Annotated in this window: 9 protein-coding genes and 1 pseudogene; 8 read left to right on the plus strand and 2 right to left on the minus strand. The window is 71.7% G+C overall.

Annotated features, from left to right (window positions below; genetic code table 11):
- The first annotated feature begins 44 nt into the window (after nt 1-44).
- Nucleotides 45-2225 carry a 3-hydroxyacyl-CoA dehydrogenase NAD-binding domain-containing protein gene (locus ACH4NX_RS18655; RefSeq protein ID WP_398128075.1) on the plus strand — a complete coding sequence of 727 codons (2181 nt, stop codon included), beginning with the start codon at nt 45-47 and terminating at the stop codon, nt 2223-2225.
- A 9-nt stretch (nt 2226-2234) separates the two neighbouring features.
- Here the strand turns inward: ACH4NX_RS18655 and ACH4NX_RS18660 are convergent, their stop codons facing one another.
- Nucleotides 2235-3011 (minus strand): MerR family transcriptional regulator, encoded by a 777-nt coding sequence (locus ACH4NX_RS18660; protein WP_351395522.1) that lies wholly within the window; start codon nt 3009-3011, stop codon nt 2235-2237.
- Between the two features lie 184 nt (nt 3012-3195).
- Between ACH4NX_RS18660 and ACH4NX_RS18665 the strand changes: the two genes are divergently transcribed.
- The 5 genes and pseudogenes from ACH4NX_RS18665 (at nt 3196) to ACH4NX_RS18685 (ending at nt 10430) form a co-directional block, all read left to right on the plus strand.
- Nucleotides 3196-4665 carry an amino acid permease gene (locus ACH4NX_RS18665; RefSeq protein WP_398128076.1) on the plus strand — a complete coding sequence of 490 codons (1470 nt, stop codon included), beginning with the start codon at nt 3196-3198 and terminating at the stop codon, nt 4663-4665.
- Between the two features lie 52 nt (nt 4666-4717).
- Entirely contained in the window at nt 4718-5197 is a 480-nt protein-coding gene (locus tag ACH4NX_RS18670) for a macro domain-containing protein (protein WP_398128077.1), read from the plus strand.
- 186 nt (nt 5198-5383) lie between these two features.
- Nucleotides 5384-7345 (plus strand): Xaa-Pro dipeptidyl-peptidase, encoded by a 1962-nt coding sequence (locus ACH4NX_RS18675; RefSeq protein ID WP_398128078.1) that lies wholly within the window; start codon nt 5384-5386, stop codon nt 7343-7345.
- Nucleotides 7342-8619: pseudogene (locus ACH4NX_RS18680) on the plus strand (M14 family zinc carboxypeptidase). Before ACH4NX_RS18675 ends, ACH4NX_RS18680 begins: the two are co-directional and overlap by 4 nt.
- Before the next feature lie 80 nt (nt 8620-8699).
- Nucleotides 8700-10430, plus strand: coding sequence for a BCCT family transporter (locus tag ACH4NX_RS18685; protein ID WP_398128079.1), 1731 nt, complete (start codon nt 8700-8702; stop codon nt 10428-10430).
- 162 nt (nt 10431-10592) lie between these two features.
- Here ACH4NX_RS18685 and ACH4NX_RS18690 read toward each other — a convergent pair whose 3' ends face one another.
- A complete protein-coding gene (locus ACH4NX_RS18690; RefSeq protein WP_398128080.1) occupies nt 10593-11546 on the minus strand; it encodes an FAD-dependent oxidoreductase in 954 nt (317 codons plus the stop codon).
- A 66-nt stretch (nt 11547-11612) separates the two neighbouring features.
- Between ACH4NX_RS18690 and ACH4NX_RS18695 the strand changes: the two genes are divergently transcribed.
- Together ACH4NX_RS18695 and ACH4NX_RS18700 are read left to right on the plus strand one after the other, a co-directional pair.
- Nucleotides 11613-12644, plus strand: coding sequence for an oxidoreductase (locus tag ACH4NX_RS18695; protein WP_398128081.1), 1032 nt, complete (start codon nt 11613-11615; stop codon nt 12642-12644).
- Between the two features lie 39 nt (nt 12645-12683).
- On the plus strand, nt 12684-14327 hold the full coding sequence (locus tag ACH4NX_RS18700) for an ABC-F family ATP-binding cassette domain-containing protein (protein ID WP_398128082.1): 1644 nt from the start codon (nt 12684-12686) through the stop codon (nt 14325-14327).
- The last annotated feature ends 33 nt before the right edge of the window (nt 14328-14360 follow it).

The raw sequence follows: 14360 nt of genomic DNA on the forward strand, positions 1-14360 counted from the left end.
AAGCGGCACCACGGCCACCGAAGACCTCACTGGAGACCCCTTTCATGACGACCGAGAGCACCACCATCCGCTGGGAACGGGACGACACCGGCGTCGTCACCCTCGTCCTCGACGACCCCTACCAGTCCGCGAACACCATGAACCAGGCGTTCCGCGAATCCCTCGCCGTGATCACCGACCGCCTGGAGGCCGAGAAGGACTCGATCCGCGGCGTCATCGTCACCTCCGCCAAGAAGACCTTCTTCGCCGGCGGCGACCTGCGCGACCTGATCCGGGTCACCCCCGAGACCGCCCAGGACCTCTTCGACGGCGGCATGGCGATCAAGCGGAACCTGCGCCGCATCGAGACCCTCGGCAAGCCCGTCGTCGCCGCCATGAACGGCGCGGCCCTCGGCGGCGGCTACGAGATCGCCCTCGCCTGCCACCACCGCGTCGCCCTCGACGCCCCCGGCTCCAAGATCGGCTGCCCCGAGGTCACCCTCGGCCTGCTCCCCGGAGGCGGCGGAGTCGTCCGCACCGTCCGGATGCTCGGCATCACCGACGCACTGCTCAAGGTGCTCCTCCAGGGCACCCAGTACAACCCGAGCCGCGCCCGGGAGAACGGCCTGGTCGACGAGGTCGCCGACAGCCGCGAGGACATGCTCGCCAAGGCCCGTGCCTTCATCGACGCCAATCCGGAGTCCGCCCAGCCCTGGGACAGGCCCGGCTACCGCATCCCCGGCGGCACACCCGCGAACCCGAAGCTCGCCGCCAACCTGCCCGCCTTCCCCGCCAACCTGCGCAAGCAGACGAACGGCGCCCCCTACCCGGCGCCGCGCAACATCATGGCCGCCGCCGTCGAGGGCTCCCAGGTCGACTTCGAGACCGCCCAGGTCATCGAGGCCCGCTACTTCGTCGAGCTGGCCGCGGGCCAGACCGCGAAGAACATGATCCAGGCGTTCTTCTTCGACCTCCAGGCCGTCAACTCCGGTGCCAACCGTCCCAAGGACGTCGAGCCGCGCAAGGTCCGCAAGGTCGCCGTCCTCGGCGCCGGGATGATGGGCGCCGGCATCGCCTATTCGTGCGCCCGCGCGGGCATCGAAGTCGTCCTGAAGGACGTCGCGCTGGAGTCGGCTCTGAAGGGCAAGGGTTACTCGGAGAGGCTGTGTGCCAAGGCCGTGGCCAAGGGGCGTACGTCTCCGGCGAAGGCGGACGCGTTGCTGGCGCGGATCACGCCGACGGCCGAGGTGGCCGATCTGGCGGGTTGTGACGCGGTCATCGAGGCGGTCTTCGAGGACACCGCGCTCAAGCACAAGGTGTTCCAGGACATCCAGGCCGTCGTCGCCCCCGACGCGCTGCTGTGCTCCAACACCTCCACGCTTCCCATCACCGCGCTGGCCGAGGGCGTCGAGCGGCAGGCGGACTTCATCGGGCTCCACTTCTTCTCGCCCGTCGACAGGATGCCACTGGTCGAGATCATCAAGGGTGGGCGGACGGGCGACGAGGCGCTGGCGCGCGCTTTCGATCTGGTCCGGCAGATCAACAAGACGCCGATCGTCGTCAACGACTCGCGCGGCTTCTTCACCTCCCGGGTCATCGGCCACTTCATCAACGAGGGCGTGGCCATGGTCGGCGAGGGCGTCGAGCCCGCCTCCGTCGAGCAGGCGGCGGCCCAGGCGGGCTACCCGGCCAAGGTGCTCTCCCTGATGGACGAACTGACCCTCACGCTGCCCCGGAAGATCCGGAAGGAGACCAGGCGGGCCGTGGAGGAGGCGGGCGGCACCTGGACCGCGCACCCCGCCGAGGCCGTCATCGACCGCATGGTCGACGAGTTCGAGCGCCCGGGGCGCAGCGGCGGCGCCGGGTTCTACGAGTACGGGGACGACGGCAGGCGGGCAGGACTCTGGCCGGGCCTGCGGGAACACTTCACAAGGCCCGGCCACGAGATCCCCTTCGCGGACATGCAGGAGCGCATGCTCTTCTCGGAGGCGCTCGACACGGTCAAGCTCCTGGAGGAGGGCGTGCTGACGTCCGTCGCCGACGCGAACATCGGCTCCATCTTCGGTATCGGTTTCCCGGGCTGGACCGGCGGCGTCCTGCAGTACATCAACGGCTACGAGGGGGGTCTGCCCGGCTTCGTGGCCCGCGCGCGGGAGCTCGCCGACCGCTACGGCGAGCGCTTCACCCCGCCCGGCCTGCTGGTGGAGAAGGCGGACAAGGGGGAGGTCTTCACCGACGGCCGCTGAGCGAGCGGCTCAGTCCTCGCCGCCGCGGTCCAGCCACTCCCGCAGCTCCTCCCGCAGCGACCGCTGGAACGTGGTCAGCAGCGCCTGCACCACGAGCGGGTGCATGTGGGCGGACAGGGACCGCACGTCCCGCGCGTCGCGTTCGGCGACCGCGTCGCGCAGCAGCCGCGACAGGTCGCGCGCGGCGGCGCGGGAGTGCTGGAGGAGGGCGGTGCGGGCGGCGAGGACCGTCTCGGGGGAGAAGGGCACGTCCAGCAGCTCGACGCCGAGCCGGAGCAGCCCGGCGTCGACGCGGTAGGCGTCGCCGTCCGGGGCGTCCGCGTCCCGCGTGACGATGTCCATCGCCGTGAGCCGGCCCACCTCGTCGTCGGTCAGCGGCCGGCCCGCCCGCCGGCCCAGCTCCTCGCGCGTGACGCTCTCCAGCGTCTGAGGCGCCCAGGAGGCCACCACCGCGCGGTGCAGCGCGAGGTCGTGCGCGCTCAGGTCCGGCGGCAGCCGCTTCAGATACCGCTCGATCGCGGCCAGCGTCATGCCCTGGTGCTGCAACTCCTCGATCAGCGCCAGCCGGGCCAGGTGCTCCCGGCCGTAGTGCCCCACCCGGCGCGGTCCGATCGCCGGCGGCGGCAACAGCCCCCTGGTGCCGTAGAAGCGCACCGTGCGCACCGTGACGCCGGCCCGCGCTGCCAGCTCGTCGATCGTGAGGGTCGGCGGCTCCTCGGTGTCGGTCGTCGTCGTCATGTGCAGCAGTATCGCTGTCTCAGCAGTGCTGTGACATCTCTCGCGCATCGTGTGGAGACGACCGACGGATCTTGTGACAAGTCACGCTGTGTGACATGAGACACCGCATGGCCACGCACAGTCGTGGGAAGGTGCCGCCCTGGTCTGTGCCGCGAAGGGTGGTGCGGGCCTTGTCGCTGTACGGACGACCTGGGCGTACCCCGCCCGGGCGCACCAGAGATTGGTACCACCCGTGAGCAAGGACGCCGTCGCCACGGCACAGGCCGCCGCCCACCCCCAGGCGGCCGAACGACCCGCGGACGCGGGTGACGCCGGCTACAGCAAGGACCTCAAGGCCCGCCACGTCAACATGATCGCCATCGGCGGCGCGATCGGCACCGGCCTCTTCCTCGGCGCCGGAGGGCGCCTGCGCGACGCGGGCCCGGCGCTCGCCATCGCCTACCTCGTCGCCGGCGTCTTCGCCTTCTTCGTCGTCAAGGCCCTCGGTGAGCTGGTGCTCTACCGGCCCTCCTCCGGATCCTTCGTGTCGTACGCGCGCGAGTTCCTCGGCGAGAAGGGCGCCTACGTCGCCGGCTGGATGTACTTCCTGAACTGGTCGACGACCGGCATCGCCGACATCACCGCGATCGCGCTGTACACGCACTACTGGAGTATGTTCACGAGCGTCCCGCAATGGGTGCTCGCCCTGATCGCCCTCGCGGTGGTCCTGGCGGTGAACCTCATCTCGGTGAAGATCTTCGGTGAGATGGAGTTCTGGTTCGCGATCGTCAAGGTCGCCACCCTCGTCGGCTTCATGCTGATCGGCATCTTCCTGCTGGCCACCCAGCACGACGTGGCAGGCCACACCCCCGGCGTGGGCATGATCACCGACCACGGCGGCATCCTCCCGCACGGCGTGATGCCCGTCGTCCTCGTCATGCAGGGCGTGATCTTCTCCTACGCGGCCCTGGAACTGGTCGGCGTCGCCGCCGGCGAGACCGCCGAGCCCGAGAAGATCGTCCCGCGCGCGGTGAACTCGATCATGTGGCGGGTCGCCCTGTTCTACGTCGGCTCGGTCGTCCTGCTGGCCCTGCTGCTGCCCAGCTCGCTCTACTCGGGCGACGAGAGCCCGTTCGTCACCGTGCTGTCGGGCATCGGCGTACCGGCGGCCGACGACGTGATGAACCTCGTCGTCCTCACCGCCGCGATGTCCTCCCTGAACTCCGGCCTGTACTCCACCGGCCGCATCCTGCGCTCCATGGCGATGTCGGGCTCCGCCCCCAGGTTCACCGGCGTGATGAGCCGCAGCCAGGTCCCCTACGGCGGCATCCTGCTGACCTGCGCGGTGTGCGTCCTCGGCGTCGGCCTGAACTACCTGGTGCCGGACAAGGCCTTCGAGATCGTGCTGAACGTCGCCTCCCTGGGCATCATCAGCACCTGGGTGATCATCATGATCTGCCACCTGGCCTTCGTCCGCCGCGCCCGGGCCGGGCACCTCATCCGTCCGCACTTCCGCCTGCCCGGCAGCCCGGTCACGGAGATCGTCACGATCGCCTTCCTGCTGGCCGTGATCGTCCTGATGTGGAACGACCAGGAGGTCGGCCGCAAGACCGTGCTGCTCGTGCCCGTGATCGCCGTGCTCCTGGTGGCCGGCTGGTTCGGCGTCCGCCGCCGGGTGGCGCGGAACGCCGCCGAGCAGGAGCTCGGCCGCCTCGGCAAGTAGCCGGAAACACCAGGTCACGGCCGCTGTCAGTGGTGGCCTCTACGGTGGCGTCATGTCGGAGATCAGGTATGTCCGCGGTGACGCCACCGTCCCTTCGGTCAAGGGCGTCAAGGTGATCGCCCATGTCTGCAACGATCTCGGCGGCTGGGGCAAGGGCTTCGTCCTGGCCGTCTCGCGCCGCTGGCCGGAGCCGGAGGCGGCCTACCGCGCCTGGCACCGCGACCGCGCGTCGAACGACTTCGGGCTGGGCGCGGTCCAGTTCGTCCAGGTCGAGCCGTACGTGTGGGTGGCCAACATGATCGGCCAGCGCGGCACGAGGACCGGCAGCAAGGGTGCCCCCGTCCGCTACGAGGCGATCGGCACGGCCCTCGGCCGCCTCGCCGACAGGGCGGCCGAGCTGGACGCGTCGGTGCACATGCCCCGCATAGGCTGCGGCCTCGCCGGCGGCAAGTGGTCCCGGATCGAGCCGCTGATAGCCGAGCGGCTCGTCGCACGAGGCATCACCGTGACGGTGTACGACCACGGGGACTGACGAGTCCGGGGCGCCGGACAACCGCCTCGAGCCGAAAGGCCCGAGCCGTAGGCGCGCCAAGCCTGTTCGGTCCCTGTGCGCCCGGTCGATTCCCCGGCCACCCCTGTCACACGACGGGCGTTCGGCCGTCATGAGGAGCTCCTTGCCCTCTTCTGTACGGGAGTTGACCGATGTACCGTCCCGCGCATGCCGATACGCACGCGCTTCACGATCTGGAGACCGCTCGCGACGGCGGCCACGGCCGCTCTCATGGCAACGCTTCTCACGCCCGCCGCGACGGCTCACCCCGCGACCCCGCGACAGAGCGAACCCGTCCACTCCTACGAAGACGCCATCCGCGAGGCAGTCTGGGTGGACACCGGACACGACGGGGACGGTGACGGCGAGGACGACCGCGTCGCCGTCGACATCGTCCGCCCCCGCGAACCCGCGCGGCAGGGCCACAAGATCCCCGTCATCATGGACGCCAGCCCGTACTACTCCTGCTGCGGGCGCGGCAACGAGAGCCAGAAGAAGACGTACGACGCCGACGGCGACGTCGACGGCATGCCGCTGTACTACGACAACTACTTCGTGCCGCGCGGCTACGCCTTCGTCGGCGTCGACCTGGCCGGCACCAACCGCTCGGACGGCTGTGTCGACGTCGGCGGACGCTCCGACATCCAGTCCGCGAAGGCCGTCGTCGACTGGCTGAACGGCCGCGCGAAGGCGTACACCAGCCGCACCGGCGGTGAGCGCGCCGAGGCGGGCTGGACCAACGGCAGGACCGGCATGATCGGCAAGAGCTGGGACGGCACCGTCGCCAACGGCGTCGCCGCCACCGGCGTCGAGGGCCTGGAGACCATCGTCCCGATCGCCGCCATCTCCTCCTGGTACGACTACTACTTCAGCCAGGGCGCCCCGCTCTACGGCTCCGGCCCCGACTGGCTGTCCGACTACGTCAACAGCCCCGACGCCCGCGCCCACTGCGACGCCGTCCAGCAGAAGCTCGTCGACGGAGCCCCGCGCACCGGCGACTGGACACGGCTGTGGAGCGAACGCGACTACACCGAGGCCGCGAGCAAGGTGAAGGCGAGCGTCTTCCTCGTCCACGGCATGCAGGACCTCAACGTCCGCATGCAGCACGTCGGCCCGTGGTGGGACGCCCTCGCGAAGAACGGCGTCGACCGCAAGATCTGGCTCTCCCAGACCGGCCACGTCGACCCGTTCGACTTCCGCCGAGCCGAGTGGGTCGACACCCTGCACCGCTGGTTCGACCACGAACTCCTCGGCTACGACAACGGCGTCGACCGCGAGCCGATGGCCGACATCGAACGCCGGCCCGACCAGTGGGAGACGTCGAGGACCTGGCCGCCGCGCTCCACCGCCACCACGACCCTGCGCCCCGCCGACGGCACGCGACCCGGCGTCGGCACCCTCGGCCTGCGCCGGGACCGCGGCACCGAGACCTTCACCGACGACCCCGCGCTGAACGAGACGGACTGGGCCGCGCGCATCGACGAGCCCACCCCGGGCAAGGCCGGCTTCGTCACCGGCCCGCTCACCCGCGACCTGCGTCTGTCCGGTGCCTCCGAGGTCACCGTCACCGCGCGGTCCAGCACCCCGACGGCCCACCTCTCCGCCGTACTCGTCGACCTCGGCCCCGACACCATCCGCGACTACGCCGACCGGGGGGAGGGCATCACCACCCGCACCGACCGCACCTGCTGGGGCCCGAGCACCCCGGGGGACAGCTCCTGCTACCTGGAGACGGCGACGAAGACCACCGACGTGGACTACACGGTCGTCAGCCGCGGTTGGGCCGACCTCGGCAACCACGCGTCCAAGTGGCGGGGCCGCCCGCTCACTCCCGGCAAGGCCTACACCGTCACCCTCGACCTGGCGGCCACCGACCACGTCGTGCCGGCCGGCCACCGCCTCGCGCTCATCGTCGCGGGCACCGACAAGGACCTCATCGACCCTCCCGCCGACACGCCGACACTCACCGTGGACCTCTCCCGCACCTCGGCACGCGTACCGTTCGTCGGCGGCACCGCCGCGTTCGCCCGGGCCACCGCCGGTACGACGACCGACACTGCCGCGCCCGCGCCGCTCGACGGCGTGACCCCGCCGCACACGACCCACCGCGTCCCGAAGGGAGCCCGATGAATCGCCTGCGCACCCTCACCGTGACCACCGCGGCAGCCACCGCGGCCCTCGCCGCGTCGCTCCTCGCCGTGCCGGCCCAGGCCGCCGACCCCGCCGACACCGCACACCACCCACCGCGCACCGGCTTCGAGAAGACGCACGGTGCCCGCTGGACCACCCAGCCCGAGGAACAGGCGCTGCTGGCCGCCGCCGACCGGGCGAGTGGCCGCGTCACCGTCGACCGCATCGGCACCACGAAGCAGGACCGCCCGCTCCAGCTGGTGACGATCGGCAGGCCCACCGCCCCGAACAAGGTACTCCTCGTGTGCAGCCAGCACGGCGACGAGCCCTCCGGCCGGGAGGCCTGCCTGTCCACCGTCCGCGACCTCGCCTACGCCACGGACCGGCGGACCCGGAACTTCCTGGACCGCACCACCGTGCTGGTCCTGCCCACCGCCGACCCCGACGGCCGAGCCGCCGACACCCGCGGCAACGGCGACGGTGTGGACATCAACCGCGACCACCTCGCCCTGAAGACGGCCGAGGCCCGCGCCCTGGCCGCCGTCGTCCGCGACCGGCGCCCCGACGTCCTCTACGACCTGCACGAGTACGGCGCCACACCGTTCCTCGGGACTGAGCAGCAGTGAGTCGGCTCAGCCGCACGCCCCGAACGGTCTTGAGCGCACTGGTCCCCGGCGTACTCGACCCCGGGGCGGCGACACGCATCCTGTACGTGGTCCGGTCCTGGGAGGCCAGTTCCCTGTGCGACCTGGCCATGTGGCTACGGCCAGAGGCGACGGGGAGGCCCCGAACCATCACTCCGGTGGAGCGGGGGCCCCGCATCCTGGCGCCGCAACCGGCGTCCCAGATCGCGCTGATCACGTTACTCCAGTTGGCTCAGGCCACCGCAAGCCCGCGAGCGGACCATCACACGAACGAGCTAAACCACGTTCCACCACACGGACCGGCGGCGCGGACACGTCGAGGCGGCCACCGGCGCCGCCCGGCAGGCCGGCCGGGCCGACCGAGGGCCCGTGTACCTCGGCGGCGCGGACAACGACCCGGCCGAGCCCACCGAGGTGATCGAGGACCCGCCCTGCGGCTACCGGCTCACCCCCGGCCAGTACGCGGACCTGAGGGACGAACTGTCTCTGCACGGTGTACATGTGCGTCCGGCCGGGGAGAAGGGCGCCTACGTACCGCTGCGCCAGCCGCTGCGCGCCCTCGTGCCGCTGCTCCTGGACGAGCGCGCGACGTACCACTTGACGGTGGGTGAACCCGACACCCGCTGCTGAGAAGGTGAGTTCCGCGTCACACGTGGTAAGGGCGTAACAGAGGACTATTTTCAGCCTCACCGACTTGAAAGGTGCCGCCTGTGACGCAGGACCGACCAAGCGACAAGGATCACCACGAGAGAGGCGCACTGCCGGGTTCGGAAGCGGGCCTGCCGGGGCAGGAGCACAAGCCCCGGACGGACCGCATCGTCTTCGGCGTCACCGCGGGTCTGACCCTGGCGTTCGTCATCTGGGGCGTGGCCGGCACCGACTCGCTGGAGGACGCCTCCGGCAGCATGCTCAGCGGCCTGATGCACAACGGCGGATGGGCGTTCGTGCTGGCCGCCTCCGGGTTCGTCGTCTTCGCCCTCTGGCTCGCGGCCAGCCGCTACGGCCGCATCCACCTCGGCTCCGAGGGCGAGAAGCCCGAGTTCCGCACGGTGTCCTGGGTCGCCATGATGTTCAGCGCGGGCATGGGCATCGGTCTGATGTTCTGGGGCGTGAGCGAGCCGCTGGCGCACTTCGAGACCGCCCCGCCCGGCACCAGCCCCGCCGACACCGGCGACAGCATGGCGACGGCCATGGCCACCACCCTGTTCCACTGGACCCTCCACCCGTGGGCGATCTACGCGGTGGTCGGCCTCGGCATCGCCTACAGCACCTTCCGCAGGCGCCGCCGGCAGACCATCAGCGCCGTGTTCACCCCGCTCATCGGTGAGAAGCACGCCAACGGCGTCAGCGGCCGGGTCATCGACATCCTGGCCATCATCGCGACCGTCTTCGGCTCCGCGGCCTCCCTCGGCCTCGGCGCGCTGCAGATCGGCTCCGGCGTCGAGAAGCTCGACTGGATGGACAAGGTCAGCACCGGGCTGCTGGTCGGCATCATCGCGGTGCTGACCGTGGCGTTCGTCGCGTCCGCGGTCTCCGGTGTCGAGAAGGGCATCCAGTGGCTGTCCAACACCAACATGGTGCTGGCCCTGCTCCTCGTCGTGTTCGTGTTCGTCGCGGGCCCGACCATCCTCATCCTCGACCTGCTGCCGACCTCGGTCTTCACCTACCTCGGCGACCTGCCCGAAATGGCCGGCCGCACCGAGATCAGCGGCGGCGAGGGCGTCGCCGACTGGCTGGGCAGCTGGACCGTCTTCTACTGGGCGTGGTGGATCTCCTGGACGCCCTTCGTCGGCATGTTCATCGCCCGCATCAGCCGGGGCCGGACCATCCGCCAGTTCATCGGCGGCGTCATCCTGGTCCCCAGCACGGTCAGCCTGGTCTGGTTCGCGATCTTCGGCGGCTCGGCGATGCGGCTCCAGGAGCAGAACCGGCTCGGCGACGAGACGACCCCCGAGGGCCGGCTCTTCGCCGTGCTCCAGGAGTACCCCATCGCCACCGTCACCAGCCTGCTGGTGATGGTCCTCGTCGGCATCTTCTTCGTCTCGGGCGCCGACGCGGCCTCCATCGTGATGGGCACGCTCTCGCAGAAGGGCGCGCTGGAACCCAGCCGCTGGGTGGTGGTGTTCTGGGGCGTGGTGACCGGAGCGGTCGCCGCCATCATGCTCCTGGTCGGCAGCGGTGAGGGAGACGCGCTGGCCGGTCTGCAGAACCTCACGATCCTCGCGGCGGCACCCTTCGTCGTCGTGATGATCGGCATGTGCGTCGCCCTCATGCGCGACCTGCGCCGCGACCCGCTCATGGTGCGCGGTGAGATGGCCTCCGAAGCCGTCGAGCTGGCCGTCATCGAGGGCCACAAGCAGTACGAGGGCGACTTCGAGATCCGCATCGGCCCGGGCCCCGGCACGGACGTGGAGGGCGACCCGATCGGCAAGCACCACTGACCGACGCGGCGGCCGGCCGGCGCGGGGCCCGGATGCGAGAGGCGGGGGGACAGGGGAGGCCGGCCGGCGCCCGAGGGCGGCGTGCCTCCCTCCCCGCCGGGGACGGCGCGCCGACAGCCCTCCCCGCCCGCGCCGTCGGCGCCCGCCCCGCCGGGGCGGTGCTCAGCGGGAGGCGAGCTCGGCAGCCTCCCGCGCGCAGCCCCAGGCGACGGTGACCCCCGCGCCGCCGTGGCCGTAGTTGTGCACCAGCGGCCGTCCGTCCGGCAGCGTCTCGCGCTCCAGCCGTACCGCGTCCCGCGCCGGCCGCAGCCCCACCAGGTGCCCGAGCACCCGCGCCCCGGCGATCTCGGGCCGCAGCGCCGCGCACCGCCGCACGATCGCCTCCGCGACCGCCGGATCCGGCTCCGCCGACCAGGCGTCCTCCTCGGCCGTCCCGCCCAGGAGAAGCCGTCCGGGCTGCGGAAGGAAGTAGGTCACCTCACCGGAGACGGGATCGGTGGAGACCAGCCAGGTCCGGACACCGGGGTTCTCCACGACGACCAGTTGCCCGCGCACCGGACGCACGGCCGCGTCCGGCACCAGGTCCCGGGCGCCCAGACCCGTGCAGTTGACCACGACCGGAGCGTCGGCCTCGGCCAGATCGGCCACCGCCCGCGTCTCCACCGTGCCGCCCGCCGCCACCAGCCGCTCCCGCAGCCACGGCAGATGGGCCGACATGTCGATGAGCGGCAGCCGCGCCCACAGCCCCGACCCGGCGTACTCGGCGGCGCTCGCCGCACGCAGGCCCGGCAGCCGTGTGGCCGCCCACGAGCCGACCTCGTCCAGGCCGGTCTCGCCGAGCACTCCTTCGACCATGCGTACGCCGGTCTCCTCGGGCCGCGCGGCCAGGTCCTCGTACACCTCCAGGGAACGCAGCGCCCACGCCTGCGCCAGCGCCACCGGCTCGATGCGGTACGGCCACCACAGCCCACCGGCGACCACCGAGGTCGTCCGCTCGGCGGGCTCCCGGGTCCACAGCCGCACCCGCCTGCCGCGCTCGGCGAGCTCGACGGCCGTCGTCAGCCCGACCACCCCGCCGCCGACCACGACGACTTCGCCATCCAGTTCGGATTCCATCCGAGGACGGTAGCGGAATGCCCCATGCCGTGCTCGGAGTGGTGCCGGCCCGGGAATACTCACCGCATGGCTGCCGAGTACGCGACCTTCGGTCTGGCCCCGGCGACGCGCGCCGGGGGTGTCCTCGCCGACGGCGACTTCCAGGTCCACCGCGACTTCATGGACTTCATCGTCGACGGGCGTCCCCTGCTGTTCCGCCTCAGTGACCTCGACGCCGTCTCCCCGCTCGCCTCCGACGTGCCGCCCGCGATCTTCACCGCGCAGGTCCGCAGCCTGCTCCTGGAGACCGACCCGCCCCTGCCCGGCGGCCGGTACGTCATCTACGGCTGCCCCGAGTGCGAGGACCTGGCCTGCGGCGCGGTGACCGCCGTGATTCTGCGGGACGGCGAGGACTTCGTCTGGCGGGACTTCGCCTGGCAGACCGGCGAACAGGCAGACCTGGAGTTCAACGGCTACCACGGCATCGGCCCGTACCGCTTCCCCGGCGCCGAGTACCGCACGGCCCTCGCCGCCCTGCTCGACGGCGCCGCGCACACCCGCCGCCGGGTCCTGCTCATCGGCGCCCGCGTCGCCCTGCTCGCCAAGCTCGCCGCATCGCTGCGCACCATCGGCATCGGCGCCGACATCACCCACGACGCGGCCGGGGTGCCGGCCGGCGAACTGAGGGCCTACGGTGCCGTCGCCTTCGGCCGCGCGGTCACCGAGGAGACGCGGACCGCCGCACGCCGGGCCTTCGCGGACGCCGGGGTGGACGTGGCCCACGTCGACGGCCTCGCCCCGATCGTCCCGCTGCTCGTCGCCCAGATCGAACACGCCCTGGACCGCGGCCCGGCCGGGCGGCGCCGGCTGACCCGTCTGACGGCGACCGGCGCCGGCGCGGACGTCGAGGTCACCTCGCCCTGCCGGGTCCGGCTCACCGCGTACCGCATCGACCGCCTGCACCGCACCCACACCCACGAGGTCTTCGACGGTGTGCTCGGGCCGGGCGGCCACCGCATCGCCCTGGACACCAGGACGGTGAAGGGGGAGTCCTACGTGGTGGCGCGGACGCCGGGAAGTGTGCTGGCGGCGGCGGTGACGCGGGAGGCACCCGGCTGAGCGTGCGCCGGATCGCGGCTGGCTAGGATCGACGGTCTGATGACTGCCACCCTCGTCGCCAAGAACCTCGCCGCCGGCCACGGCGACCGCTCCCTGTTCACCGGGCTCGACCTCGTCGTCGCGCCCGGCGACGTGATCGGACTCGTCGGAGCCAACGGCGCGGGCAAGTCCACGCTCCTGCGGATGCTCGCCGGGCTGACCACCCCGGAACAGGGCGAGCTGCGCCTGTCCCCGCCCGGCGCCACCGTCGGCCACCTGCCGCAGGAGCCGGAGCGCCGCCCCGGCGAGACCGTCCGGGCCTTCCTGGCCCGCCGTACCGGCGTCACCGAGGCCCAGCGCGTCATGGACGAGGCCACCCAGGCCCTGGTCGACGGGGCCCCCGGTGCCGACGACGCCTACGCGACCAGCCTGGAGCGCTGGCTCTCACTGGGTGGTGCCGACCTCGACGACCGCGCCGCGGAGACGGCCGACGCCCTGGGCCTGACCGTCGACCTGGACCAGCCGATGACGTCCCTGTCCGGCGGTCAGGCGGCACGGGCCGGCCTCGCCTCCCTCCTCCTCTCCCGCTACGACGTCTTCCTCCTCGACGAGCCGACCAACGACCTGGACCTGGACGGTCTGGAACGCCTCGAACGCTTCGTGACCGGCCTGCGCGCCGGCACCGTGGTCGTGAGCCACGACCGGGAGTTCCTCACCCGCACCGTCACCAAGGTCCTGGAACTCGACCTCGCCCAGCGGCAGATCAACCTCTACGGCGGCGGCTACGAGGCCTACTTGGAGGAGCGCGAGGTGGCTCGCCGGCACGCCCGCGACGAGTTCGAGGAGTACGCCGACAAGCGGGCCTCCCTCCAGGACCGGGCCCAGACGCAGCGTTCCTGGATGGACAAGGGCGTCAAGAACGCCCGGCGCAAGGCGGGCAGCGACAACGACAAGATCGGCCGCAAGTTCCGCAGCGAGGCCAGTGAGAAGCAGGCCGCGAAGGCCCGCCAGACGCAGCGCATGATCGAACGTCTGGACGTCGTCGAGGAACCGCGCAAGGAGTGGGACCTGCGCATGGAGATCGCGTCGGCGCCGCGCTCGGGCGCGGTGGTCGCCACCCTGCGCGCCGCCGAGGTCCGGCGCGGTGACTTCGTCCTCGGCCCGGTCTCCCTCCAGATCGACTGGGCGGACCGGGTGGCGGTGACGGGAGCGAACGGCGCGGGCAAGTCCACGCTGCTCGCCTCACTCCTGGGCCGCGTCCCGCTCGACGCGGGCCACACGTCGCTCGGCTCCGGCGTCCTGCTCGGCGAGGTGGACCAGGCCCGCAAGCTGTTCTACGGCCCCGAGTCGCTGCTGGACGCCTTCCGCACGGCGACCCCCGACATCGAACCGGCCGAGATCCGCACCCTCCTGGCCAAGTTCGGCCTCAAGGCGGACCACGTCGTGCGACCGGCGTCGACCCTCTCCCCGGGCGAGCGCACGAGGGCCGCCCTGGCACTCCTCCAGGGCAGAGGCGTCAACCTCCTGATCCTGGACGAGCCGACCAACCATCTCGACCTGCCGGCGATCGAACAGCTGGAATCGGCCCTGGACACGTACGAGGGCACGCTTCTCCTGATCACCCACGACCGCCGCATGCTGGACGCGGTACGCGTGACCCGCCGCCTGGAGGTCACGGACGGCAAGGTAGTCGAACGCACGTAGCCGCGCGCAGTCGTGCCTCCCCCAGTGCCTGTG

The sequence above is a fragment of the Streptomyces sp. NPDC017225 genome, assembly GCF_044331465.1.
Classification (GTDB): Bacteria; Actinomycetota; Actinomycetes; order Streptomycetales; family Streptomycetaceae; genus Streptomyces.

What these genes read in the sequence shown, in the direction of transcription:
- ACH4NX_RS18670 (WP_398128077.1), top strand. Translation starts at nt 4,718, where the DNA reads ATGTCGGAGATCAGGTATGTCCGCGGTGACGCCACCGTCCCTTCGGTC.
- ACH4NX_RS18655 (WP_398128075.1), top strand. Translation starts at nt 45, where the DNA reads ATGACGACCGAGAGCACCACCATCCGCTGGGAACGGGACGACACCGGC.
- ACH4NX_RS18700 (WP_398128082.1), top strand. Translation starts at nt 12,684, where the DNA reads ATGACTGCCACCCTCGTCGCCAAGAACCTCGCCGCCGGCCACGGCGAC.
- ACH4NX_RS18690 (WP_398128080.1), bottom strand. Translation starts at nt 11,546, where the DNA reads ATGGAATCCGAACTGGATGGCGAAGTCGTCGTGGTCGGCGGCGGGGTG.
- ACH4NX_RS18660 (WP_351395522.1), bottom strand. Translation starts at nt 3,011, where the DNA reads ATGCGCGAGAGATGTCACAGCACTGCTGAGACAGCGATACTGCTGCAC.
- ACH4NX_RS18695 (WP_398128081.1), top strand. Translation starts at nt 11,613, where the DNA reads ATGGCTGCCGAGTACGCGACCTTCGGTCTGGCCCCGGCGACGCGCGCC.
- ACH4NX_RS18675 (WP_398128078.1), top strand. Translation starts at nt 5,384, where the DNA reads ATGCCGATACGCACGCGCTTCACGATCTGGAGACCGCTCGCGACGGCG.